Raw genomic sequence first — 25,767 nt, 5'->3', positions numbered from 1 at the left:
AGGTTAGGTCATAAAAGTATAAAAACTACAATGGACGTTTATTCTCATTTATTAGATGAAATAGAACAAAAAGAAAAAACAAAAGCTCTTGGAGCGTTGGAAAATATGAACGGGAACGTTATTTAAGTTTTCGGGGACGTTATATAAAAAATTAACATATTACGGGAACGTTTCGGGGACGTTCATTTTAGTTTACGGGTTTTAACGAAGCATAACAAGATATAACAAAACCCCGTCAAATCAACGTTTTGTTTAACGAGATTTAACGAGGAATAAGCAAATAACGGAGAGTGAGGGATTCGAACCCTCGAGACGCTTGTGGCGCCTACACACTTTCCAGGCGTGCTCCTTCGGCCAGCTCGGACAACTCTCCATAGTAATATTATAAAACAAAAAACAGAAGCGATATTTCACTTCTGTTTATATGACTCCTACGGGACTCGAACCCGTGTTACCGCCGTGAAAGGGCGGTGTCTTAACCGCTTGACCAAGGAGCCATGGCTCCACAGGTAGGACTCGAACCTACGACCGATCGGTTAACAGCCGATAGCTCTACCACTGAGCTACTGTGGAATAATAAAGTTTGAAATGGAGCGGGTGATGGGAATCGAACCCACAACATCAGCTTGGAAGGCTGAGGTTTTGCCATTAAACTACACCCGCTAATGTAATACGATTATGGGGCGGTTGAAGGGGATCGAACCCTCGAATGTCGGAACCACAATCCGATGTGTTAACCACTTCACCACAACCGCCAAGACATAAAGAATGGTTCAGGACAGAGTCGAACTGCCGACACATGGAGCTTCAATCCATTGCTCTACCAACTGAGCTACTGAACCTTAACAATAATGGCGGTCTCGACGGGAATCGAACCCGCGATCTCCTGCGTGACAGGCAGGCGTGTTAACCGCTACACTACGAGACCTATTAAATTTATGTATTGCGGGAGGCGGATTTGAACCACCGACCTTCGGGTTATGAGCCCGACGAGCTACCGAACTGCTCCATCCCGCGATAATATTATTTTTAACTACTAATTTAATATACCATAATAAAATGTTTAAAGTCAACAATTATTTGTATTTATTTAAATAGTAATTCTTTTGTAAATACTAAATCGCAATTAGCAGTGCTCTGTTGAACACAAATATTAGTATATTAAGTTTTGACTGTCTCGTCAACTTAATTTTTAAATTAAAATGTGTAAAAAAACGCTTCTTCTTCCATTTTATAATATAAGTGTTTAAATAACGTAAAATATAAAGATAGACATACTCGTAATGTCACGATTAGCGCCTCAACCATTTTTCATTACTGTATGCCCACCAAATTTATTTTGTCATATAACCTTGCATACGATCTTGCAGCGTTGTAAATGTTTTAAATCCGTCTTGTTCTAAAAAGTGTCCGCCCTCTTCTACTATACGCAAGTTACCTTCTAACGCATTCATTAATCGTTGAGTTTCTTTATATGATACATATTTATCGTTTTTAGAACTTAAACCATAAAAATGATCAACTTTAGCTTTAATATTATCATAATCGATTGTGACATCTCTTAAATCAACGTTTAAATCAATATCCTCTGCATCTTCTTTAAAACCGGCAATACTGAAAAATCCTTCAATATGCTTATCCATTAATTCTATATATTTTAAAGATGTAATAGATCCAAGACCGTGTGTAACAAAGTATGTATCTTGTTTAGTAATATGAATTTGTTTCTTCATTTCTTCTACCCATTGATCAACAGTCTTATTAGCTGCCGACTCACAATTAAACAACGTAACATTATATCCTTCAAGTGTTAAATTATGTTGCAACCACTGGTACCAATGATTATGACTATCTCCATACATTGAATGCACAATAATTACGTCTGTCATGAAAATCTCTCCAATCATAAACTAAAATATTATTAACAAATAAGTACTAATTTTCTAGAACGCTTAATTTATTACCTATTACAAATTGCATAAGTCAGCCTATATAAAAACTCTAAATTATTTCCTTATTTCAAAAACTTAAATAAGTCTTGTTTATCTACTATCATAAAATATTTAAAAAACACTTTAAAGTGAAATGGTGACTACTTTCAAACCATTTAAATACACTTTAAAGTGTCCCTATACTTTATATTTCTTGTAATAACTCTTCAACTGCTTCTTTACCTTGTTTAATACAATCAGGTAAACCTACTGCTTCAAATGAAGCACCAGTCACACGCAATCTAGGATATGTGTTTCTTATATGTTGTTGTATTTGACGAATTTGTTGGATATGCCCAACATGATATTGTGGCATACTTTTTGGAAGTCGATTGACTATTGTAAAGTCAGGATCTCCTTTGAATGTCATCATCTTACTCAAATCACGGCGCACGATAGAAACGATTTCTTCGTCACTGTGATCTTCAACTACAGTATCACCCGGTTTACCAATATAGGCACGTATTAACACTTTACCTTCTGGTGTAGTAAATGGCCATTTTTTCGAAGTCCAAGTACATGCAGTAATATCTGTATCGCTTGTTCTGGCAATAACAAAACCTGTACCATCATAAGTATTTTCAATATTTTGCTCATCAAATGCTAATACGACAGTCGCAACTGATGTACTATCCATCGTTTTAAAGTAATCAAATGCTGGATCGTGCCCAAACCATTGTAAAAATACTTGATGTGGTGTTGTTACCAGGACACCATCATATTGTTCAGTGTTATCACCGCAAACAATATCATAATGCTGTTGAGTAGAAATAATATCATCAACTGCTGTTTGATATTTGATATTTACATTTTTATGTTTAATATTTTGTTCTAACGCTTCAATAAATGAGCTTAAACCATGTCTAAATTGTTTGAATTGTCCTTTAGGTGCTCCAGGATATAGTTGTCGCTGTTTAATTCGTTGTTGTTTTTCATATTTCATACCTTTTATCAAGCTACCAAACGTTTGCTCTTTATCCTTAAAATTAGGAAAAGTACTCATTAAACTTAAATTATCAATATTAGTACCGTAAATACCGCCCATTAAAGGTTCAATTAAGTGTTCTAACACTTCATCGCCTAATCTTGCTCTAAAAAATTGCCCTACCGAAATATCTCCATTATGCATTTCCACAGGTTTTTTAATTAAATCTAAGCCAGCTCTTAATTTACCTAGTGGAGATATAAGTTTAGTAGTTAAAAATGGCTTAATATCTGTTGGAATCCCCATGATAGAGCCACCAGGGATAGGATAAAGCTTATTTTTAGCAAAAATGTATGACTGTCCTGTTGTATTAGTTATAATGTCTTGTTCTAACCCAATATCTTTTGCTAAATCTGTCATAATTGTTTTGCGACCTAAATATGATTCTGGACCTAGTTCAATCATATAACCATCTTGTCGATAAGATTGTATCTTACCTCCAGGTCTGTTAGAACTTTCATAAATGGTTACATCTATACTTGGATCTTGTTGTTTTAAATAATATGCACTTGCTAAGCCGGTGATGCCTGCGCCAATAATGGCTACTTTTTTAGTCACAACATTTCACGCTTCCTTTATTATTATATGATTGATTTAATTTCATCAACGATAGCACCAATAAATAATGGATGAGTATTAGGCATGTCTGGACGATAATAGTTAGCGCCGATGTCATCACAGACAACTTTACATTCATAATCATTATCATAAAGTACTTCTAAATGTTCACACACGAAGCCAACGGGTGTATAAATAAAGTTTTTATATCCATGTTGTTCAAATAAGTTACGAGTCAAATCTTGCACATCTGGTCCTAACCATGGTGTTCCAGTGTTACCTTCAGATTGCCAACCAGTAGCCACATGCGTAATATTGGATTGTTGTTGAATAATACGTGCAGTATCTTCCAACTCTTGCGGATAAGGATCGTTATTTCTCTCAATTAAACCTTTAGGCAAACTATGCGCTGATACGACAAGTACTGTATCGTTATGTTCTTCTTGAGGTATTTCTGCTAGCGTTTCATTTACTTTTTCAGTCCAATATTGAATGAATTTAGGTTGGTGATAGTAATGTTTAACATGTTTAAGTTCAATACCATATTTAGCAGCTTCCTCGTCTGCTCTTTGATCATATGACCCTACTGAAAAGCTAGAATAATGTGGTGCTAATACTACTGTTATAGCTTCTTCTATACCATCTTTATGCATTTGTTCTACTGCTTCTTCAATATATGGAGAAATATGTTTTAATCCTAAATATAATGAAAACTCAATGTCTGAATATGCATCATTTAATGCATTTAATAAAGCTTCAGCTTGTCTATCTGTAGTACCAGCTAAAGGTGATAAGCCACCAATAAATTTATATCTATCTTTTAAATCTTGTAATTCTTCTTCTGTTGGACGTTTACCATGTCTGATATCAGTATAGTATGGTTCTATATCACTTTCTTTATAAGGCGTACCATATGCCATAACTAATAGTCCCATTTTTTTAGTCATTGATAAAACCTTCCTTTAATTGAAATATATTGCTTTAGCACAATATAATTACCGTACTATTTTTGAGTATAATTGTGTACAAATTCGCTCACACGTCTTAATGTTTCTGGTTGAACCTCTGGAAATACACCATGACCTAAATTAAAAATATGTTTACCATACGTCATTCCTTGGTCTAAGATAGTTTTCAATCTTTCTTCAATAACATCCCAAGGTGCTAATAACAGAGAAGGATCTAAATTACCTTGAAGTGTTTTTGATACGCCTAGTTGTTGTGCTTCATTAATCGATATCCGCCAATCAAGCCCTAAAACATCAATTGGTAAATCGTTCCATTCATTAATTAAATGACTTGCACCAACACCAAATAAAATGACTGGTACATCATATTGAGCTTTAATCTCACTAATTAAACGTTCCATTTTAGGCTTAATGTAGTATCTATAATCTTGAACATTAAGTGCACCAACCCATGAGTCGAATATTTGAATTAACTCTGCTCCAGCTTCAATCTGAGCACCCACATAGGCTACTGAAACATTTACTAGATGATCCATTAAACTAAACCATGTTGCTTCATCACGATACATCATTGCCTTTGTAAAATTGTAATTTTTTGAAGGACCACCTTCAATCATATAAGAGGCTAAAGTAAATGGTGCTCCTGTAAATCCAATTAATGGCACATTCAATTTTTCTTCAGTTAATAATTTAATTGTATCTAAAACATAAGGAACGTCTCGTTTCGGATCAATTTGTGATAGCTTTTCGACATCTTGCACTGTCTTAATTGGATTATGTATAACTGGACCAATACCTGATTTTATTTCTACATCAACACCAATTGGTTGTAATGGCGTCATAATATCCTTATATAAAATTGCTGCATCTGTGTTGTAATTATCAACTGGCAAATGTGTCACATAAGCACATAATTCAGGTTGATGAGTTATTTCAAACAATGAATACTTTTCTTTCAATTTACGATATTCAGGCTGAGAGCGACCTGCTTGTCTCATAAACCACACTGGTGTATGTGTCGTTTTTTCGCCTTTTATCATTTTTAAAATTGTATCGTTTTTATAATGCACCGAAAGGCCTCCTAATTAAAATCATTCTTATCTATAGTATCACATTGATAAATAATACGTATTTAATACAATCAATTGTCATAAAACTGACATTTAAAAATTTTATCAATTGATTAATATTTGTTATTAACTTGTTAACAGTTATGAACATTTTTATTTAATTTACTAACAATTTCTATTATATAAACATTATTATGACATTAATAGTGGTAATCGAAGGTTTATAATCGTATAATGGATTAAAAAATAAGGGGGCCATCATGATGAAAAAATTATTCACTTCATATGGAACTTACGGATTTTTAAACCAAATTAAATTGAATCACCCTGATCACCATTTATTCCAATTTTCTACTGCAGATTCATCAGTTATATTTGAAGAAACAACTGGTAAAACTGTACTAACTTCACCTTCTGTTTATGAAGTTATAAAAGAGATTGGTGACTTTAGCGAAGATCATTTTTATTGTGCCATTTTTATCCCAACAACTGAAGATCATAAATATCAATTAGAGAAAAAGTTATATAGTTCTGATGAAGACTTTAAAAACTTTGGTGGATTTAAAAGTTATCGTCTACTAAGACCATCAAAAGGAACAACTTATAAAATTTACTTTGGCTTTGCTGATAGACAAACATATGAAGACTTTAAAAACTCAGAAACATTTACCCTTAATTTTTCTAAAGAAGCATTAAGTCATTACTTTGGTTCAAGTGGACAACATTCTAGCTATTTCGAACGTTATTTATTCCCTATTAAAGAATAAATGATTTAAATTACCAAATAGTTGAAGCAGGTAAAATTAGCTGATATTTTACCTGCTTTACTAATGCTTAAATACCTATATCAATTCAAAAATTAAAACTTAGTCTCTCAATAATGTTTCTTGATATTTTAACTTTTTAATAATGCTTCGTATCGTTAACCAACCTACAATGAAGAACACGATAGCTGCATACGCTAGTATCCAATGTGTCATTATAAATGTGACGCTTAAAATAATGCCTATGACGATCATTAAACGATATAAAAATTGTTCATATCCTTTGATTACTTTTGAATCAGCTACTGGCCAAACTTGTGGCCACAAACCATAAGCTTGTTGTGAATAAAATTGTGCCATTTGTAATAATATCAAGTACATAAATAAGGCTCCAATGATAATTGTCACAATTGTATAAGGTAACCAAACCATCAATAACACTGCAATAATAATTAATCTAAAGATAATATTAAAGGCATCTCTTCCTCTAACAAAACTTCGTTTAAATAAAAATAAATACATTGCATTAGAATTAAACTTCTTACCTTTAGGAACATTTAATAAGACATCTAAATATTTACGTCTAACGGCAGATTCTTTTAAATGTTTAACATCAGTAAACATATTTACAAATTTATAATAATTCATATGATGTCGTTGCTCTACTGCTATCATTCTTTCCCAAGGATACAAATATTGTGGTTTAACTTTCTTAAGTATCCATTCAAAAATCACAGGAATTAATAGTAATACACATGCTAAATACAGTTTTGGTCCCAGTAATAAATAATAACTAATAATATATGTGACCAGTAAGATCATATTAGTAGCTACTAATGAAAAACGTGATTGATAACTTTGCCATCTCAGTCGTAAACCTAAATATGGAAAGAGCAAAGCACTGATTATAACAAAAACATAAAATATAAATGCTTTATGATTGATTTGATAAAAAAGTGGAAACATAACGACTAAGATGATAACTGATAATGAAATTTTTGAAAAATAGCTATATATTAAACTCATATTCATATATTTAGTCATATGTTTTTCAAACGGTAGTAAGAATAATTTGTCAGCTTCTGTCAATAATGGTCTAATGGGAAAAATGGAAATAATACCTAAAATGATTGCAGCAATTAGTGCAAAATTAACATTATCAGGAATATGTTGTAACCATTCTCCATAACCAAAAATGAAAGCACCTAATAAAATTAATAAAAAGACCATAAAATGGCCATTAAATATAAATTTATTATAATACATCTTTTCTTTACGTAAGGCCTTCAAACGTTTATTAAATAATTCAACAGCAAGGTCACGCATGATGTTGCCCACCTTGTGTCACATGAATATAAATATCATCTAATGTTTGATGATGTAATCCAGTTTGTTGACGCAACTCTTCTAAGTTCCCAATCGCTACAATTTGACCTTCATCCAAAATGATAAAACGATCACAATATCTTTCGGCAGTCGCAAGAATATGTGTACTCATTAATACTGTTCTACCTTCATTTTTCTTTTCTACCATTAAATCTAACATGGATTGAATCCCCAATGGATCTAAACCTAAAAATGGTTCGTCAATGATATATAATTCAGGATTTACAATAAAAGCACATATAATCATAACCTTTTGTTTCATCCCTTTTGAAAAATGACTAGGGAATATTTTAAGCTCATTAGTTAACCTAAATGTTTCCAATAAAGGTTTAGCGCGTGACATCGCCTCATCATAATCAATATCGTAAGCCATTGCCGTCATTTCAATGTGTTCTTCTAATGTCAATTCATCATATATTACTGGAGATTCTGGTATATATGAAAGCTTTCTTCTATATGTTTCAATATCATCATTTATATTTACGTTTGAAATAGCTAATTGGCCTTCCATTGGTGTTAATAAACCAAGCATATGTTTAATTGTTGTACTTTTACCAGCACCATTCAATCCAATCAAGCCAACTATTTCTCCTGACTGTAATTCGAAATTAATATCTTTAATTACAGGACGTTTGCCATATCCTCCTGTAAGATGTTCAACTTTAACTGTCATATTGCACCTCCACGACTTTCATTGTACCAAAAATTGAAGGACTCTCATATTAAATAGCTATGTCTTAATATCGATTTATCTTCGACAATGATATAATAAAATCAAATATTACTTGAATAGGAGTGTCGTATTTATGGCTGAAACAATTTTTAGTAAAATTTTATCTGGTGAGATTCCAAGTTATAAAGTATATGAAAATGACTATGTATATGCATTTTTAGATATTTCACAAGTGACTAAAGGTCATACTTTATTAATACCAAAGAAAGCTTCAGCAAATATTTTTGAAACTGATGAAGAAACTATGAAGCATATTGGTGCTGCACTACCAAAAGTTGCTAACGCAATTAAACAAGCATTTAATCCTGATGGTTTAAATATCATTCAAAATAATGGTGAATTTGCTGATCAATCTGTATTCCACTTACATTTTCACCTAATACCACGATATGAAAATGATATTGATGGTTTCGGTTATAAATGGGAAACACATGAAGAAACAATAGACGATAATGCTAAACAAGAGCTTGCAGCATTAATCCAATCACAATTTGAATAAATATGCTTATCAGCTTAATATTTGGGTATACTATTATTAATCTGAAGTTAAAATATTAATTTCAACTATGACACATTAATATTTATTTGTACGACATAACAGTGAGGAGAATTCAAATGAAAGTATCACGTATCTTATTTGGTGTTGGTGTAGGTGTTGCAGCAGGATTTGCTGTTGCCTTACAAGGACGCGATGATAAAAGTGTTAAACATAACACAATTGACAAAACAGCCCCTACCGGCTCAAGAACTGAATTACAACTTGAAATAGATAATATTAAACAAAGTTTTAATGATATCTTAAATTACAGTTCTCAAATTAAAAATGAAAGTGCTGAATTTGGAGGTTCAATTGGTAATGAATTTAAAACACTCATCGGCAACTTCAAATCAGACATTAACCCTAATATTGAACGTCTACAATCTCACATTGAGAATTTACAAAATCGTGGCGAAGATATAGGCAATGAATTATCTAAATAATTGTTAACGCAGTGTGGCTTATTACCTACACTGTGTTTTTTATTTTTTTAAAATTAAGTCACTACTTATTTGTTAGCTATTACCTATATTGTGATACAACTATAAGATGGTGACAAAAAGCATTCTGTGCTTAATCATTTTCGATTGACATTTCTTGTTTACATTTGAAAATAAATAAAAATGAACGTGTTCTCATTATAGTTAATCTTGACTTAGAATAATTATTAAATACATTTTCAGATAAAATTATTTAAATCATACTCCCTTTCAATCCACGCATTGACTAATTTAATTTTTAGATAGATAATACCTATCGTATAGTGAAAAGAGATGAGGCGTTATTATGTTTTTATGTAAACGACAATTAGATATACATGCACGTTTTGGTCTACCAAGAATTGCATTTATGAGCGTAGTATCTACAATTATTATGTTTTTAGTTAGTTATGAAATTATGTATTTTTTCTCTAGTACACGATTATCAGATCGTTATTTCCTAGTTTTTTTATTTTGTGTAGTGCTTATGTATCCACTTCATAAAAGTGTTCATTTATTATTTTTCCTACCGTATTATCATTCATTCAAAGTTCATAAATTAACTAATCGTCGCTGGTTATTATTTTATAATACGTATGTCAATACACCAGTTCATAAAATTTATTTTTGTATCAATTTGATATTACCACTTGTATTACTAACAACATTATTTGTAGTATTAACCATTCACTACCCTCAATATGGTCACTACTTCATGTTTTTATTATCGCTAAATTTTGGGTTTTCTATTTTGGATTTACTCTATTTAAAAATCATCTTGTTTTCTAATTATGGTCAATATATTGAAGAGCATAGTACTGGTATTCATATTTTGAAAAAAACCAACAATCGCAAGTATTTATAGAATGCTATATCATTGAACTAAGGACAAAAAATTCTATATTTCATATAGTGTGCTTAGCAGTATCTGGTCGAATGATAAATGATAATCAATCATCGTTTAATCATACTAATCGGTGTTGTCGGAGTGGTATAGAAATGAATTTTTAAAATTTAATTTCTGTATCATTCCTATTTTTTTATTAATTTAGTCATGCTGTAGTCTGATGCATTACAATTCTAATTGGTGATAATATAAATTTATGTTATATTTACGATGATCAACTAACAAAGGAGTTTCAACTATGAAATCAATAAACAAGCTAATTGTTCCCATAACTGCAAGTGCATTATTATTAGGTGCATGTGGTTCAAATGCAACAGATTCGAAAGATAACACGTTAATTTCATCAAAAGCTGGTGATGTCACTGTTGCTGATACTATGAAAAAAATCGGTAACGAACAAATCGCAAATGCTTCTTTTGATGTCATGTTAAATAAAATATTAGCTGATAAATATAAAGATAAAGTAAATACTAAAGATATTGATAAAGAAATTGACAAAGAGCAGAAACAATATGGCGGTAAAGAACAATTTGAAAGCATGTTAAAACAGCAAAATTTAACATTGGATCAATATAAAGAACAAAAACGTACTGCTGAATATCAAAAGCTATTATTAGCTGATAAAGTTAATATTTCTGATAAAGAAATTAAAGAAGATACCAAAAAAGCTTCACACATTTTAATTAAAGTTAAATCTAAGAAAAGTGATAAAGAAGGTTTAGATGATAAAAAAGCCAAAGAAAAAGCAGAAGAAATCCAAAAAGAGGTAGCTAAAAATCCAGATAAATTTGGAGAAATTGCTAAAAAAGAATCTATGGATACATCTTCAGCTAAAAAAGATGGTTCATTAGGTTATGTCATCAAAGGGCAAACTGTCGATTCATTCGAAAAAGCTTTATTCAAACTTAAAGATGGCGAAGTTTCCAAAGTTGTTAAATCCGATTATGGTTACCATATTATCAAGGCTGATAAACCGACTGACTTTGATTCTGAAAAAGCTAACTTGAAAACTAAAATTATAGAACAAAAAATACAAAAAAATCCTAAACTTTTAACAGATGCATATAAAGATTTATTAAAAGAATATAAAGTGGACTACAAAGATCGTGATATTAAAAAAGCTGTTGATGATTCAATTTTAAACCCTGAAAAATTAAAACAACGTGCCTCACAAGATGGTCAATCACAACAAGCTGGTCTATCTGGATTGGGATCTTAAATAACCTAATTTAAAATTTATTAAAATAAGAGCGTTATCAGATGTTTATTTCAACATCCGATAACGCTCTTATTTTTTGGTTCTCTATTTTTAGGACTGATAATTAAAAAAAGAATAATTTGAAACGCAAATTATTTTGAAGCCGAGACTCCTGAGGTAGGGACCCAACATAGAGAAACTGTGAAACAGTTTCTACAAGCAATGAAAGTTGGGCAGCAGTGCTAGTCGAAGACTACAGGCTGAGACAGCACCCTAGGAAAGCGAGGCTTAAAAAATAATTATGTATCAGTCCAATTTGGGAGAGAACCATATTTTTTAATCTAATGACTCTGGTTTATAGAAGCGACGATTTTCTAGACCAAATATTTTATCTGTAAATTGACCTTTGTCTGTTTTCTTATATGCTTTTTCAAACATATTCATTTTGGCATCAATATTATCAATATAGCACAATATTTCTGCTTCTTTTAAATATGGTAATTTAGGAGAACCAAATTCCAATTTGCCATGATGAGATAGTATCATATGTCGTAATAATAATACTTCTTCTCCATCTATACTTAATTCTCTCGCTGCTTCAGCAACTTCATCACTAGCGATAGATATATGACCAAGTAAATTTCCTTCTACGGTATATGATGTAGCTACTGGTCCACTCAACTCTTTAACTTTACCTAAATCATGTAAAATAATAGCACTATACAATAAACTTCTATTCAATAACGGATAAATATCACATATTGACTTAGCAATACGTAACATAGTTAATACATGATAACTCAAGCCACTGGCAAAGTTATGATGATGTGAACTTGCTGCTGGAAAACTATAAAATTGTTGTTGATATTTTTTTAATAAATGACGTGTAATACGCTGTAGGTTAGCATTTTCAATATTTAACATAAAATGAGAAATTTCTTCTTGAATCTCTTCCGGTTTTAAAGGTGCACCTTCAATAAAATCTTGTGTTCTCAATTGATCTTCCGCTGTGGCTAATCTAATTTGATTAACTTTCATTTGTTTATTACCGCGATAGTTAATCACATCACCTTTAACATGGACAATTTCTTCTGGTTTTATAATTTCCATATCTTTTTTTGTAGCTGTCCAAAATTTCGCTTCCATTTCACCACTTTTATCTTGTAAATGTAACGTCATATAGTCTTTACCTTGTGCAGTAACACCTTGTGTCGCTTTATGCACTAAGAAAAAATGGTTAACTGAATCTCCGGGATTTAAATTCTCTACATTTCTCATCGTTTCCCGCCTTCCTCTATTTTGTTTAACGTAATAACTTCTTTAGCTGGAATAATATTATCTTTAACACATGTAAAGTAAAGTACTTGATAATGTTGTGATAATTCTCTTAAATAATTCAACATTTTTTCAGTACGCTTTTTATCAAAATGAACAAATGCATCGTCTACGATTAATGGGAATGGATAATATGGTCTTAATACTTTAATTAAACTGATACGTAACGCTACATAAAGTAATTCTTTAGTTGACTGACTTAATTCAACAGGTTCATATATTTGACCATTATGATGTTTCACCGTAATACTATCTTCATTATAATTAATCATTGTATATTTACCGTCAGTTAAGTTTGTTAAAATTGCAACTGCTTCGTTAATCACTTGTGGTAAACGTTTATCTTTAATTTGTTTAATATGTTCGTCAACTAGACTTTGTAAATAACTTAAACTAGCCCAGTCTTTAGCAATCGCATTTAATTGATTTTTAAGACTATGATATTCATGTCTAAAATTGGCAAGTGTTGAATCAGTTTCCATATGATTAATTTGAGCGTTTAAATCACTCACTTGACTCTGCATGTCTAAATATTGTTCATTATATTCATCAACTTGTGTAGCTAATAAACGATCTTCTTCATCTAATTGTGCCGTTGTTTTGTCACTTAAACTTGAGCTCAACTCATAAGAATAGTTTTGATTTTCAAGATATTTCGTTAATTGATTAAAACGATTTAAATCACTCGTATAACTTTGATAATCTTCATGATGCTGATAGAATTCTTCCTCATTTGAAACATTGATAAAATTAAACAATTCGTCTATTTCTTTATTATTGGCATTTAATTGTTCTTTTAAATGCGCTAATTCATTAGAAATTAATTTAGTATTGTCTTCGTTACTTTGCCATTTAGTTTTAGTATCTTCTGCATTTTTAAGCCATTGATTAATATCATGGAACAGTGACAATTTATTAAAGTACACAAATAGTGTTTGTGTTACTCTCTCAGCATGTTCGTAAAATTCCGTTAGCTCTGTTGCTAATTGTTGTCGTGTCACATTTAAATCCTTGATATGTTGGTCAAGTGCTTTGATGTTTGCCATTGTTGAAATACTATCAATTATTAATTCATTGGACATTTTAGGAGATAAATATAATTCTTCTTTAACATTAGCAATATTTTCATCTAAACTATGATGACGTGTCGTAGCTGCATTTAATTTACCTTCAATATATTGTCTCTTTTCATCTAGAATATCTTTATTCTTAATTGCTTGTTGCCAATGGTCACGATGACGATATTGTTCATCTAAATCAAAGTTTAAATCATAATTTTGATCTAATTGTGCCAATTGTTCTTTTAATTCAGCGATTTCGTCTGTAATTGCTTCACTATAATCAACTTCTTTAGCTTTTGACATGATGATGCCAATGATAAAAATGATAGTCAATATTGCAAAAATGATACCGAACAGCATATTTTGAGTAATAAATGAAAATGCTGTTAATCCTATTCCGACAATTGTTAGAATAATAAATGTTGTACGTAATAATTTTTGACGTTGTTGTTTCTGCTGTTGCTCTATTTCAAAACGTTCTTTTAATTTTTCATATAAATTTTCTTTTTCGTTTAATTCGATAACTTGTTGAGAATATTCTTTTTTCTTTTCAAATGTTTCATCAGGAACGATATGTTCTTCAATCGCATCTAATTCACTATTTATAGCATTTGTTTCAATTTTATTATCTTCCAGACTACGCTCAAGCTGTTTAATATATGCTTGTTGTTCTTGTTTTTGATTAATTTGTTCACTGACATGACTTTTCATAGCTTCTGAGCTATCTACACTATGATGTGTTTCAGACCATCCAATATGTGATTGTAATTCTTCTTTTTCTCTTTGTTTATTAGCGATGTCTTTTTCTACTGATGTTAATTCAAACTCTTTATTTTTAATATCACTTTGCTGTTGGTTTAAACTAGTCATTGCATCAATATCAGATTGTTTAGCAGGTTTAAGTTTGTGTTTTTCATCTAACAATTGCTGTAAGCGTTCTTCTCTCAAACCAATATCTCGCTCTAATGATTGTTTATGCGCTCTTGCTTTTTCATATCTATCAATACCTTTTTCAGGAAAATGGATTGGTTCAACATTTAAATTTTGTTCTAATGCTTTCCATTCTTGAGCATGATCATGTAATGCAACTTCTTTTTGCTTTTCTTCATGCATTTTTGATAATTGGTTTAAATTTTGTTTTAAGTTTTCAAGTCGTCTAGTTGCTTTATCACGATCATCCACTAAACGATGATATGTTTCTAATTTTGCTTCTTCTTCACGAATTTGACTTTCCAATTGTTTCAATTGGTCAATTTGTTGATTAATAACTGGATTTTTTCCTGATTTCTTATAAAGTTCATCTTTTTTACGATTAATAAGATTTCTCATAGACGTAAATTCAGTAGAACCTAAGGCACCAGCTTGTAACAAATAATCTTGCAGTTGTTTCTCGTGAAGATTACGATGAATATCTTGTAATCCTAATACATCAAAAGAAAAGATACCTTGATATGTCTTTTTAGAGATATAGTTAAGTTTCTTTTGTAACCAGGCTTCGTCACGTACAGTACCATTTGGTAAATAGACTTTAACATCACCTTGAGCACTACCTTTAATACGTTCAACTTCAATCTCCATATCATCATCTAAGATTAAAGTTAATTTGCCACCATATTGATTACCCAATCTAGGTTCAAGACGTGGTTCTTTTGATTTTTTAGTTGGAAATCCAAATAAAATCGAATGGATAAATGCTTGTATCGTTGATTTACCTGCTTCATTTTCACCAAAGATTTCTGTGAATGTTTGATTAAAATCAATTTTGCGTTGAACAAACTGACCATAGCCATATATTTCAAGAGATTTAATTATCATTTTGTTCACCTCTCATCTCTGCCTTTAATAATTCTTCTGCGTGATTAACTAATTCAGTATGATTAAACTCAGTATAATCTTCTAAATATTTAGAAGCACGAGGATTGAGATATAAATCAGACATTGCATTATCAAACACTGTACGATCTGCTAATAATTCTCCTGAAAATTCATTCACTAATGGTGATTCATCATTTTGTGTATACGAAATTGATAAATCATCAATGACAACGAATTGATTTTCATTTTCTTCATAGTCTGCAATCATTTCTTCGACTTGTAATAAATCTTGAGGTGAAATATATGATTCACTATTAACAAGCAGTTTCAGACGATAAATTGCTTTACCTTGATTTCTCACTCGTTCTTTAAATTGTTGAATTTCTTCATATAAACCTTGCTTTGAGGTCTGTTCAGTCTCGATGGTTGCTTCTTCAAATCTGATGTATTGTGTTGGATAAAACTGTGTAGTTAAATTTAAATGATCGCCTTCAACTAATAAACATCCTTTTTCACCTTGCTCATTAAAATGTCTACCTTGAATATTTCCAGCATAGTTAATCACTGGCATATCACTTAATTGTTGACGTTCATGTATATGTCCAAGTGCCCAATAATGATATAGTTTGCTATTTAAATCTTCTAAAATAAACTCAGTATATCGATCTTTTGTCGAAGACTTACTATACGTTCCATGTAATACACCGATATGTATACCCTTTTGACCCTGACTAGAAGGATATTCATCTATTTTATTTTCATAACTAGATTTATCTTGATAACTAAAGCCATGAATATAAATTGTTTCACCGGCTTTGGTAATGGCTTCGTATGTTTCTACTTGATTTGAAAATACTGAAACATTATCTGGCCAATTTGCAGTGATATTTGAAGTTAATGGATCGTGATTACCATGGCTAATATAGACAAAAATTTGTTCGTTTTTCAATCTTTCAAACTGTTGTTGTAGAAATACTTCAGCACGAAGTGTTCTATTCTCACTATCAAATAAATCTCCAGCAATGATGACGAAATCCACTTCATGTTGGAGTGCGATATCGACAATATTTTTAAAACTTTCATAGGCACTTTTTTGGATATCCTCAAATATTTTGGGGCTTAAATGACTTTTAGACTTAAACGGACTATCTAAATGTAAATCTGCACAATGAATAAATTTAACCATACTTACATTTCTCCTCAATAAAGGTTCTAACATCAATTTCAAAGATGATGACTCCTAAATTCACATGTGTCATCTGCTTGCTTTGAGTTATAAATGTTGAATGTTACATTTTGTTATTATCATATTCTTTATACAATTTGTTTAAAATAAATCACTCATTTTTAGTATATGGGTTATTTTGGCTCAATTTTATCTATAATTGAAGTGTTATTTGACAGATATTAACAAAGTATATTATCTATTCATTTTACCATAAGATATTTCATATCGTCGATGAACATTATATGTTAAGCGCTTCCATAATAAAAAATTAATACTTTCTCCAATTTTCAAACTGTCTATCTATAATAAAAATTGAATTTGAACAATGATTGTATAACTTACAACTTCATGTTGTTAAAGTAAGACTATTATAAAAATGACTATAAAAAATGTTAATCATCATGTGCACATTAGGACTTTAAGTTATCAGTTGTCAATAAAGTCTTTATTACTGTTTGAATATCATTACTAACAAGTTAAAAAAGTTTCTTTGTCAAATTGGTCTGATATATAATTACTCTCTTTTTGTTTATCAGTCCTAAAATTTAGATAAGCTAAAAAAGCCAACAAAGTTAGACACTTTGTTGACTTTAATCTTCTTAATTTAAGATAATATATACACTATTTAGTCAGCGTAAATTTCATCTAAAGGTTTAACGATGATTTGGTTGATTTCTTGGAATACTTGACTCATTTTTTGCTCAGCATTCATTAATTCAGAGATATTTTCATCTTTTTCAATTGCTTGAGCTTGTTCTTGAGCTTTTTGTAAATCTTCCTCAGGAATCTCTTCACCTTGCATTTGTTTTTGTTGGAAACTCATTTGAGTTTCACGAAATTCATCAAATAATTTTTTTGACTCTTCATTCGCTTTTACTTTCGCAAAAGCATCCTTAATAGCTTTATATTCTTCACTATCTCTTAAAGCTTGTTCTAATTGATTTGCATAATCGTATAAATTTACTGCCATGTTTAGCACTCCTTTGATAACTTGTTTAATAACGTTTCGCTATTACTTTACCACATCTCTCTTTTTTAGACAAAGATTGCAACTAATCCTTGGAATAATCCAATAATTCCGCCCAAAATGAAACCAAGAGACATAATTAATTTTAACTCTTTATCTGCAATTTCAATAATTAATTTTTCAATATAATCTAAATCAAATGTATTTATTTGTTCTTCTACTAAACCTCTTAAATTCACTTTTTTCATAATACTTGAAAGATGTTTAGATAATTGAGACGTAATCATCGTTGTTAATTGTTGAACTAAATGCTGTTCTAGATAATCAATGACATTAGGTATCATTTGTTGTAGTGAACGATGTGATTGTTGATATATGGTATCGCTTATATAATTAGCACTAACTTCAGATATTTCTGCAAATTGTTGTTCAGTTATTACTTCATTTAATTGCTTTCTTTTTAATTCTTGATATTCATTGTGTATTACTGTCGTCGCAATCGCTTTAGCTTTCGGATGTGACGTTAATCTAATTAACTTCTGTTGAATACGATCAGCAATACTTTCTTTAGTCATAAACATTTGTAACATACCGATAATTCTACCTTTTTCATTGAAAAAGGTATCTATCATATCGTTGATATCTTTAGTTCCTCTTTCAGAAGACAAATATTTACGTGCTCTATCACAGAGTAAATCTGTAGCTTCCTCGACCTTATTATCTATTGCTGTTTGTATCGTTTCAGGAATAAGATTAACCAATTGTTTAGCTTGATGATTCTTATAAAATGTCATGATTTGACGTTGAATATAATGATTAACATTATCATTAATTACATGATCGATGTCGATATTTAAGTGTTGAGCAATACTAGCAATTGTTGTATTGTCATGTTTAACTTTTGAAATCTGTTGCATTAAGATATCCTCAATTGCTTGTTGAGACTGTCTACTTTCAAGTTTTGCTTTGATTAATGATTCAGTCAAAAGATGTTCTTCAATCACTTGACCTATCTTAGACGCAATTTCTCCCCTTCTTTTAGGTATTAGTCCAGGCGTAAATGGTACTCTCAAATGAAAAATATAAAGTGGTTTAAACGGATGAAATAGCATTCTTATAGCAATAACATTTGTTATGCCACCGATGATAGCTCCTACAACTATCATAAATATAATTACAAATATTGCATTCATTGATTGTTCTCCTTAATCACCGATATTTATCTATAATTTTTTTAAATGTAATGACTTATTTCCTGAATTAGATTTGTATAAACATAATTATAAAAAAACGATGATTGCACTTATACAAATGCATCATCGTTCTATTATCTATAAAAAGTTAGAGGCTTAAATATGAACCAATTCTTCTTTTGCATTTCTATTGAAATAAGTTTCCGCTTCTCTCATTTTTGAAGTACCAAAAATAGGTTGATTGTCAGGATTTAATACACGATAAATATTACTTACTTTGTTACTTTGTAAAATAAAACCATTACGCGTCTCTATATTATTCCAATAAATGTCGCTTGTTGGTGCATGATTTGGGTATGCACAGTGATTTCTAGATATAGTTTGTACGATTTCTAATGGATCACAGCCAAAAGTACTATTTAAAACTTCAGAATCTCTAAACAATGCACAAATTGAAATACACGTTGTCCAGTTTGGCAATACTCTTTCTTTCTCAATTTGAACCAAAGTCTTCTTTGATAACCCAATTGTTTGAGCCATTGTGTCTTGAGTATAGCCAGCCTCTATACGTACCATTTTAAATTTAGTTTGAATTAAATCAGTAAAACTCTGTCTATCCATTCTGTTATCTACCTTTCTATTTGGGGAATTTTATCCGGACGCAAGAAATTGCAATAATACACATTTCTTGAAACACAGATTACATCTTAATATATTTTTAATAAAATTAAAAGAGTCAATTTCACTTTTGTCTTAAATTTTAGTTAATCAACAATATTAAAGTTTACTTCAAAATAATATAAAAGTAAATCATGTAAAAAATAAAATTTATCAATTCAACTATCCTTCAATTTAATATCTTCAGCCGTCGTTCTATTACGTGAATATCAACTTTTTAAATCGTTGTATTTTAACCAAAATTTTTAAAGTTTGCTATTGTCATTTGATACTAATTCGTGATTTGATATTTTAGTCTGAATTTATTATTTACTATCTATCAATAAAGCCAATACTATCAATCGGCCACTGATAATTATTTATTTTTAAGCACTCGACACGTCAATTATTTTTTAACTGTGTATCTATTATATAAAAATTAAATCATTATAGGTAACCATGCATTTCTAATTTGTAATTAATCTAAGTTTATTATGTGCCTTCATCATTAATATCTAAATCAATTTATTTTCCATAGCATAAATAGCAGCTTGCGTACGATCATTAACCTGTAATTTAGCAAAAATATGACTAACATGTGTTTTAATTGTTTTCTCAGATACAAATAGTGTTTCCGCAATTTCTTTATTTGTCTTACCTTTAACCATTTCTCTAAGCACTTCTATTTCTCTTTTAGATAACTTATTAGTATTATGTGGTTTTTGACTTACTGCTTCAAAGACATCTTGAGCTTTAGGGTGTATAACTTTATTACCTTCTAACACTCGTCGTATAGTAGTTATCAGTTGTTCTGGTTCAACATCCTTCATTTCATAGCCATCAGCACCTTGATTAATGGCTGAAATAACATGTTCATCATCTACATAACTTGTTAACACTAATATTTTAATTTCTGGATAATATTTTTTTAAATATTTAGTGATTTCTATGCCATTCATATTTGGCATGACTAAATCTAACAAAACAATGTCTGGTTGTTCGCCACTATTGATAAAATCAATAAAATCTTGTCCGTTTGAAAAGTCTTCAATCACATCAAAATCATCAATGGTTGATAGTAAAAAGCGTAAGCCTTGACGAACAATATGGTGGTCATCTACTAGTATGATTTTTTTCATATTGTAACTCCTAACTACGTAATTCTATAGGTATTTTCATTGTTATTCTTGTACCTTGATTGGGTGTTGAATGTATGTCAACATTCCCATTTAACAATTTGACGCGCTGTTTAATATTAGCTAAACCATGGGATGACATCATATTGATCTCTTCCATATTAAAACCGCAACCGTCATCTTCTGCAACTATTTCAAGGTGATGATTTGATTGAGTTATTTTTATTAGTAATTTATCGGTATTAGCATGTTTTTTGACATTATTAATACATTCCTGTAGCGCACGATAAATATTTTCTTCGATGTCATTTGATAAATCAATTAATCCTTCAACATCAATTTCTAAATTGATATTGACTAACTTGCCATATGCAGTTAATGCATGTACAATACCTTGTTCTAAGCCAACTGGTTTTAATTGCCATATTAATGCTCTCATTTCATTGACAGCATTTTGACTTGTTTTTTCAATTGTTTGAAAAGCTTGTTTAGCAATCGTTTCTTGGGTTAAACCATATGCAGCATGTGCTGTTAACTTTACAGAAAATAGCATTTGATTTACTGAATCATGTAAATCTCTAGCCAATCGATTTCTTTCATTAATTTTTGCTACTTCCTTTTCATGATCCGTTAAAAATATTCGTTTAATAGCTGAACCTAACTGAAAAGCAACAGATTCTAGCAACTCTAAATCTTCGTCGCTATAACGTTCAGTATTGGGAGAAGCAACATTTAATATACCAAATTGTTCTGAACCAGATTTAAGTGGCACTGTTGCATGATGAGTAACGTCATTATTCTGATTCGGCAAAGCTTTAGAGGCTAAGTTAATTCTTGAACAATTTACAATATTTGAAGCTTTATTTAATTTCCCTTTATTAAAAGCATTAACACACCAGCATGTACCGTCTTTAATATAGTGACATTGGTTTGCCATTAATGAAGGTGGCAAATCGACATATGATACAAGTTCATGTTGACCTTCTTGATTTATAAAAAAGATCCAGCCTGTTGTGAAATTACTACCTTCGATCAAAGATTTTAAGGCACCTTGAGTCACACTATATATTTCCGTTTCTTCATTTAAAAATTCGGCAATTTCTTTCAGTAACGCTAACCTCGATTTTTGCTCCATCATTTCGTCCACCTTATTAAACATGTCTTTCTATTATACCTTTTGTTGTATAAATTTGAAATCTTTGTCCATTATCTATTATATTTTGCTACTCTTTTAATATTTGTATTTAGTCTTTACTTTTTATGATATGATATTAAATGATATAGGAGGATTTTATGAAATTTAAAATACCAGAAAACTTTAATAACATGACCTTAAGAGAAATATTTCAACAAGTGAAGTTACCCAAGAAAGATCTCCATCATTTAAATATGTCGAAGGACATTACAATTAACGATCGATTAGCACGTTTAGCTGATACAGTTCATACGAATGACATCGTCTATGTACCTACTCCCGATGAGAAAAGTAATTATTTACCAAGTTATCGCTATGCTGAAGTGAAATATGAAGATGATGACTTAGCAATTATTTTGAAACCTAAAGGTGTTAAAACACATCCAAACGATTTAAAAGAAAGTAATACATTAATGAATCATGTTATATATACTATTGATAGTGATTATGTAGAACCTATCCATAGGCTCGATCAAGAAACTGTTGGCTTACTCATTGTTGCTAAAAATCCATTAATGAAAAAAATATTAGATAGAATGTTAGAAGAAAATGATATTACTCGCATATACAGAGCTAATGTTAAAGCACTATTACCAATTAAACCTCAAACCATTGATATGCCAATCGGAAAAGACAAGTTCCATTCAAATAAAAGAAGAGTATCACCTACGGGTCAACGTGCAATTACGCATATTTTATCTTCTCAAATGATTAAAGAAAATGTATGTCAATTAGCAATTAAGTTAGATACAGGTCGAACACATCAAATTCGTGTGCACTTAGCAGAAATTGGTCATCCTGTTATTGGAGACCCATTGTACGGAGATTCAACCTTAAGACAGCTTTCCTTAGAAAGTTATAAAATTGAATTACAGCATCCTTTAACAAAAGAATTAATTTCAGTATCTTTAGATGATTAAGTTAGTGAGTTATAGTTATGACACGTAATAATCAAATTTGTTCATATTTTTAATTGAGACAATCATCTAATTCGTTAAATAAAAAATGTCATGTTAAATTTTGACACTTGTCCACGAGACTTGGACAAAAATATTTCACACTTTAATTCACGTATTTGGCAATGCCTGTTTGGTTCGTTGGGGTGGTATAACGAAATGAATGTTATATGACATTCATTTCTGTCTCACTCCTTGATTCGAATACATGTGACATTGAAACTGGATAGAAATAGTTATAGTATTAGATTTATTTCTTAGATATCCATCGCTAAAAATCTCAACATGGATTTTTGATGATGGGTTTCAAATACTTCTGTAAGACTGACTAGTATTAAATAACGTTAATTTATTAATACTACGTAATCTATATAATTATTGCTCAACGTATCTATTTACTATAGACCCCTTTTTTTCTTATACCTATTCAGTTTTTCTAAAGAGACAACCTACTTCAAATATGTTGCTTTCTATTTTTCTTAAAAACTTATGTTTATTTTCTATATATTATTTAAAAAAGCTTGGACAACGAAGCAATAACATCTCGTTGTTCAAGCTTTTATGCATTATTAACACTAGTGAGGATCAACCATATCTTCTGGTTTAATCCACGCTTCAAATTGTTCTTCTGTAACATATCCAGATTGAATCGCTGACTCTTTTAATGTTAAACCATCTTTATGGGCTTTCTTAGCTATTTGTGCTGCTTTTTCATAACCAATATGTGGATTTAATGCAGTCACTAACATTAATGATTGATTTAAATAGTTATCGATATTTTCAGCTATTGGTTCAATACCAACTGCGCAATTGTTATTAAATGTTTCCATACCATCAGCTAATAAATATATTGATTGTAATGTATTATGCATAATAACAGGTTTGTATACATTCAACTCAAAATTACCTTGTGAACTTGCAAAGCCGACTACTGTATCATTGCCCATCACTTGAACTGCTACCATTGTCAACATTTCACATTGTGTTGGATTAACTTTACCTGGCATAATTGATGATCCTGGTTCATTTTCAGGAATTGAAATTTCAGCTAATCCTGCACGAGGACCAGATGCTAACCATCTTATATCATTTGCAATCTTCATCAAATCGCCTGCTAATGCTTTTAAAGTACCATGTAATTGGACTACTTCGTCATGTGCTGTTAATGCATGAAATTTATTTTCTGAAGAAACAAATGGATATCCAGTATTTTCTGCAATAAATTTGGCAACTTTATCACCAAATTCTGGATGTGCATTGATGCCAGTTCCTACAGCAGTACCACCAATTGCTAAATTCAGTAAATGTTTTTTCGATTCAGATAACATTTGATCACATTTATCTAACATATAACGCCAACCACTCATCTCTTGTCCTAATCGAATTGGTGTTGCATCCTGTAGATGAGTTCGTCCAATTTTTATAATTGAGTTGAATTGATCTTCTTTTTCTTTAAAAGTATTACGTAAATGTCTTAAGGCTGGTTCTAGTTTTGTTTCAACTTCATGATATAAAGCAACATGCATTGCAGTTGGGAATGTATCATTTGAACTTTGTGATTTATTTACATCATCATTAGGGTGAATCGTTTCATCACTATTATGATTTTTTAAGTATTCATTAGCTACAAAGCTAACTACTTCATTAACATTCATATTACTTTGAGTACCGCTTCCAGTTTGCCAGACAACTAATGGGAAGTGCTCATCTAATTCACCTGATAAAATTCTGTCACAAGCATGTACAATTGCATCTTTTTTAATTGAATCTAATTTTCCTAGTTCGTGATTGGCTAATGCTGCTGCTCTTTTTAATTGTGCAAAGCCATACACTACTTCAATTGGCATACGTTCTTTACCAACTGGAAAATTTCTTTTACTTCGTTCAGTTTGGGCACCCCAATATTTATCTGAAGGTACTTCAATTTCTCCAAAAGTATCATGTTCAATTCTTACTGACATTCAAATTCTCCCCTTATCATTGTTTATTTAACTGTAGTATATCACTAATCAAAATGAATGAGCAATTGATGTTTAAAACGTTTTCATTTTTTAAAAAACAAACCAAACCATTCTATTGGAAGGCTTAGTTTATTTTTGCTTCATTAAATTCAAGAAGTTAATATAATGTCTTAATAATGTACTATGATGGATGACTATATTTTTGCTTAGTTGCTTGTACAGTTGCCACAGCAGTAAGTATGTATAATATTGCACTTAACACAGTCAATACAGGATTTAAAGATATTAATAGATGAAAAATGCCGTTCAAACTATTATAAAAACCATCTAAAGTGTAGTAAAGAATACCAGTGATTAATAAACAACAAATGACACTGATAATTATGCCGGATTGGTTACTTTTGATGAACATTTTAGCATTAGCTTCATCAATTAAACCTTGTGACAAATTCAACTGTAATTGAACAACCTTGAATAAGATTGGCAGGTACAATGCACCTAAAGCTAATGGAAATGCTTTGATAGAAATCAAACTGATAATAACTGTTGATACTAATAAATGAATCCAATATTTTCCTAACATATAGTTAATTCTCCTCTTTAAGACTCTAATATAGATTACCATATTAATGTCACTTCGATAATATAATAATAGTTCAAATAATATATAGTATATTATATATTTC

Annotated in this window: 22 protein-coding genes and 8 tRNA genes; 6 read left to right on the top strand and 24 right to left on the bottom strand. The window is 30.6% G+C overall.

Annotation, left to right across the window (positions count from 1 at the left end):
- Positions 1 to 284: 284 nt before the first annotated feature.
- The 12 genes from CD113_RS11350 to hemE all read right to left on the bottom strand — a co-directional run bounded on the left by CD113_RS11350 (position 285) and on the right by hemE (position 5,572).
- Positions 285 to 373 (bottom strand) — tRNA-Ser (locus CD113_RS11350).
- Between the two features lie 52 nt (positions 374 to 425).
- Positions 426 to 497 (bottom strand) — tRNA-Glu (locus CD113_RS11345).
- Position 498: 1 nt separating this feature from the next.
- Positions 499 to 573 (bottom strand) — tRNA-Asn (locus tag CD113_RS11340).
- Positions 574 to 589: 16 nt separating this feature from the next.
- Positions 590 to 663 (bottom strand) — tRNA-Gly (locus CD113_RS11335).
- Positions 664 to 679: 16 nt separating this feature from the next.
- A tRNA-His gene (locus tag CD113_RS11330) sits at positions 680 to 755 on the bottom strand.
- Between the two features lie 14 nt (positions 756 to 769).
- Positions 770 to 842, bottom strand: a tRNA-Phe gene (locus tag CD113_RS11325).
- Between the two features lie 10 nt (positions 843 to 852).
- Positions 853 to 928 (bottom strand) — tRNA-Asp (locus tag CD113_RS11320).
- A gap of 15 nt (positions 929 to 943) precedes the next feature.
- A tRNA-Met gene (locus tag CD113_RS11315) sits at positions 944 to 1,017 on the bottom strand.
- Between the two features lie 317 nt (positions 1,018 to 1,334).
- Positions 1,335 to 1,889 carry an RBBP9/YdeN family alpha/beta hydrolase gene (locus tag CD113_RS11310; RefSeq protein WP_002464222.1) on the bottom strand — a complete coding sequence of 185 codons (555 nt, stop codon included), beginning with the start codon at positions 1,887 to 1,889 and terminating at the stop codon, positions 1,335 to 1,337.
- 247 nt (positions 1,890 to 2,136) lie between these two features.
- Positions 2,137 to 3,534, bottom strand: a complete 1,398-nt coding sequence (gene hemY / locus CD113_RS11305; RefSeq protein WP_002464221.1) for a protoporphyrinogen oxidase — start codon at positions 3,532 to 3,534, stop codon at positions 2,137 to 2,139.
- A gap of 23 nt (positions 3,535 to 3,557) precedes the next feature.
- Positions 3,558 to 4,481, bottom strand: coding sequence for a ferrochelatase (gene hemH / locus CD113_RS11300; protein WP_002464220.1), 924 nt, complete (start codon positions 4,479 to 4,481; stop codon positions 3,558 to 3,560).
- Between the two features lie 56 nt (positions 4,482 to 4,537).
- Entirely contained in the window at positions 4,538 to 5,572 is a 1,035-nt protein-coding gene (hemE, locus tag CD113_RS11295; protein ID WP_002464219.1) for a uroporphyrinogen decarboxylase, read from the bottom strand.
- 263 nt (positions 5,573 to 5,835) lie between these two features.
- Here hemE and traP point away from each other — a divergent pair, with 263 nt between their 5' ends.
- Entirely contained in the window at positions 5,836 to 6,339 is a 504-nt protein-coding gene (gene traP, locus CD113_RS11290; protein ID WP_002464218.1) for a signal transduction protein TRAP, read from the top strand.
- A 99-nt stretch (positions 6,340 to 6,438) separates the two neighbouring features.
- Here traP and ecsB read toward each other — a convergent pair whose 3' ends face one another.
- Together ecsB and ecsA are read right to left on the bottom strand one after the other, a co-directional pair.
- On the bottom strand, positions 6,439 to 7,662 hold the full coding sequence (gene ecsB, locus CD113_RS11285; protein ID WP_002464217.1) for an ABC transporter permease EcsB: 1,224 nt from the start codon (positions 7,660 to 7,662) through the stop codon (positions 6,439 to 6,441).
- Positions 7,655 to 8,395: an ABC transporter ATP-binding protein EcsA gene (gene ecsA, locus CD113_RS11280; RefSeq protein WP_002464216.1), complete on the bottom strand. Its 741-nt coding sequence runs from the start codon at positions 8,393 to 8,395 to the stop codon at positions 7,655 to 7,657. The genes ecsB and ecsA overlap by 8 nt, the downstream gene beginning before the upstream one ends.
- Positions 8,396 to 8,528: 133 nt before the next feature.
- Between ecsA and CD113_RS11275 the strand changes: the two genes are divergently transcribed.
- The 4 genes from CD113_RS11275 to prsA all read left to right on the top strand — a co-directional run bounded on the left by CD113_RS11275 (position 8,529) and on the right by prsA (position 11,598).
- Positions 8,529 to 8,954 carry an HIT family protein gene (locus CD113_RS11275; RefSeq protein WP_002464215.1) on the top strand — a complete coding sequence of 142 codons (426 nt, stop codon included), beginning with the start codon at positions 8,529 to 8,531 and terminating at the stop codon, positions 8,952 to 8,954.
- A gap of 116 nt (positions 8,955 to 9,070) precedes the next feature.
- On the top strand, positions 9,071 to 9,436 hold the full coding sequence (locus tag CD113_RS11270; RefSeq protein WP_002464214.1) for a YtxH domain-containing protein: 366 nt from the start codon (positions 9,071 to 9,073) through the stop codon (positions 9,434 to 9,436).
- A 343-nt stretch (positions 9,437 to 9,779) separates the two neighbouring features.
- Entirely contained in the window at positions 9,780 to 10,337 is a 558-nt protein-coding gene (locus CD113_RS11265) for a DUF3267 domain-containing protein (protein ID WP_002464213.1), read from the top strand.
- Positions 10,338 to 10,617: 280 nt separating this feature from the next.
- Entirely contained in the window at positions 10,618 to 11,598 is a 981-nt protein-coding gene (gene prsA, locus CD113_RS11260; protein WP_002464211.1) for a peptidylprolyl isomerase PrsA, read from the top strand.
- A gap of 315 nt (positions 11,599 to 11,913) precedes the next feature.
- Here the strand turns inward: prsA and yhaM are convergent, their stop codons facing one another.
- The 8 genes from yhaM to CD113_RS11220 all read right to left on the bottom strand — a co-directional run bounded on the left by yhaM (position 11,914) and on the right by CD113_RS11220 (position 22,104).
- Entirely contained in the window at positions 11,914 to 12,855 is a 942-nt protein-coding gene (gene yhaM / locus CD113_RS11255) for a 3'-5' exoribonuclease YhaM (RefSeq protein ID WP_002465282.1), read from the bottom strand.
- Entirely contained in the window at positions 12,852 to 15,788 is a 2,937-nt protein-coding gene (locus CD113_RS11250; RefSeq protein ID WP_095092767.1) for an ATP-binding protein, read from the bottom strand. The genes yhaM and CD113_RS11250 overlap by 4 nt, the downstream gene beginning before the upstream one ends.
- Positions 15,778 to 16,974 carry a metallophosphoesterase family protein gene (locus tag CD113_RS11245; RefSeq protein WP_002465327.1) on the bottom strand — a complete coding sequence of 399 codons (1,197 nt, stop codon included), beginning with the start codon at positions 16,972 to 16,974 and terminating at the stop codon, positions 15,778 to 15,780. Before CD113_RS11245 ends, CD113_RS11250 begins: the two co-directional genes overlap by 11 nt.
- 667 nt (positions 16,975 to 17,641) lie before the next feature.
- Complete coding sequence (locus CD113_RS11240; protein ID WP_002465326.1) at positions 17,642 to 17,986, bottom strand: YlbF/YmcA family competence regulator; 345 nt, start codon at positions 17,984 to 17,986, stop codon at positions 17,642 to 17,644.
- 65 nt (positions 17,987 to 18,051) lie between these two features.
- Positions 18,052 to 19,176, bottom strand: a complete 1,125-nt coding sequence (locus CD113_RS11235; protein ID WP_095092769.1) for a DUF445 domain-containing protein — start codon at positions 19,174 to 19,176, stop codon at positions 18,052 to 18,054.
- A gap of 156 nt (positions 19,177 to 19,332) precedes the next feature.
- Positions 19,333 to 19,797 (bottom strand): XRE family transcriptional regulator XdrA, encoded by a 465-nt coding sequence (xdrA, locus tag CD113_RS11230; protein ID WP_000375863.1) that lies wholly within the window; start codon positions 19,795 to 19,797, stop codon positions 19,333 to 19,335.
- 551 nt (positions 19,798 to 20,348) lie between these two features.
- A complete protein-coding gene (locus CD113_RS11225; RefSeq protein WP_002461715.1) occupies positions 20,349 to 20,972 on the bottom strand; it encodes a response regulator in 624 nt (207 codons plus the stop codon).
- Between the two features lie 10 nt (positions 20,973 to 20,982).
- Positions 20,983 to 22,104, bottom strand: a complete 1,122-nt coding sequence (locus tag CD113_RS11220; RefSeq protein ID WP_002461714.1) for a GAF domain-containing sensor histidine kinase — start codon at positions 22,102 to 22,104, stop codon at positions 20,983 to 20,985.
- 158 nt (positions 22,105 to 22,262) lie between these two features.
- Here CD113_RS11220 and CD113_RS11215 point away from each other — a divergent pair, with 158 nt between their 5' ends.
- Positions 22,263 to 23,084 (top strand): RluA family pseudouridine synthase, encoded by an 822-nt coding sequence (locus tag CD113_RS11215; protein WP_095092771.1) that lies wholly within the window; start codon positions 22,263 to 22,265, stop codon positions 23,082 to 23,084.
- 611 nt (positions 23,085 to 23,695) lie between these two features.
- Here the strand turns inward: CD113_RS11215 and fumC are convergent.
- Together fumC and CD113_RS11205 are read right to left on the bottom strand one after the other, a co-directional pair.
- Positions 23,696 to 25,081: a class II fumarate hydratase gene (gene fumC, locus CD113_RS11210; RefSeq protein WP_002461712.1), complete on the bottom strand. Its 1,386-nt coding sequence runs from the start codon at positions 25,079 to 25,081 to the stop codon at positions 23,696 to 23,698.
- Between the two features lie 181 nt (positions 25,082 to 25,262).
- On the bottom strand, positions 25,263 to 25,664 hold the full coding sequence (locus CD113_RS11205) for a hypothetical protein (protein WP_002461711.1): 402 nt from the start codon (positions 25,662 to 25,664) through the stop codon (positions 25,263 to 25,265).
- Positions 25,665 to 25,767 lie beyond the last annotated feature (103 nt).

It is taken from the genome of Staphylococcus simiae, assembly GCF_002902085.1.
Lineage (GTDB): Bacteria > Bacillota > Bacilli > Staphylococcales > Staphylococcaceae > Staphylococcus > Staphylococcus simiae.
The sequence above is the reverse complement of the archived record's forward strand: the minus strand, read 5'-3'. Positions and strand labels throughout refer to the sequence as shown.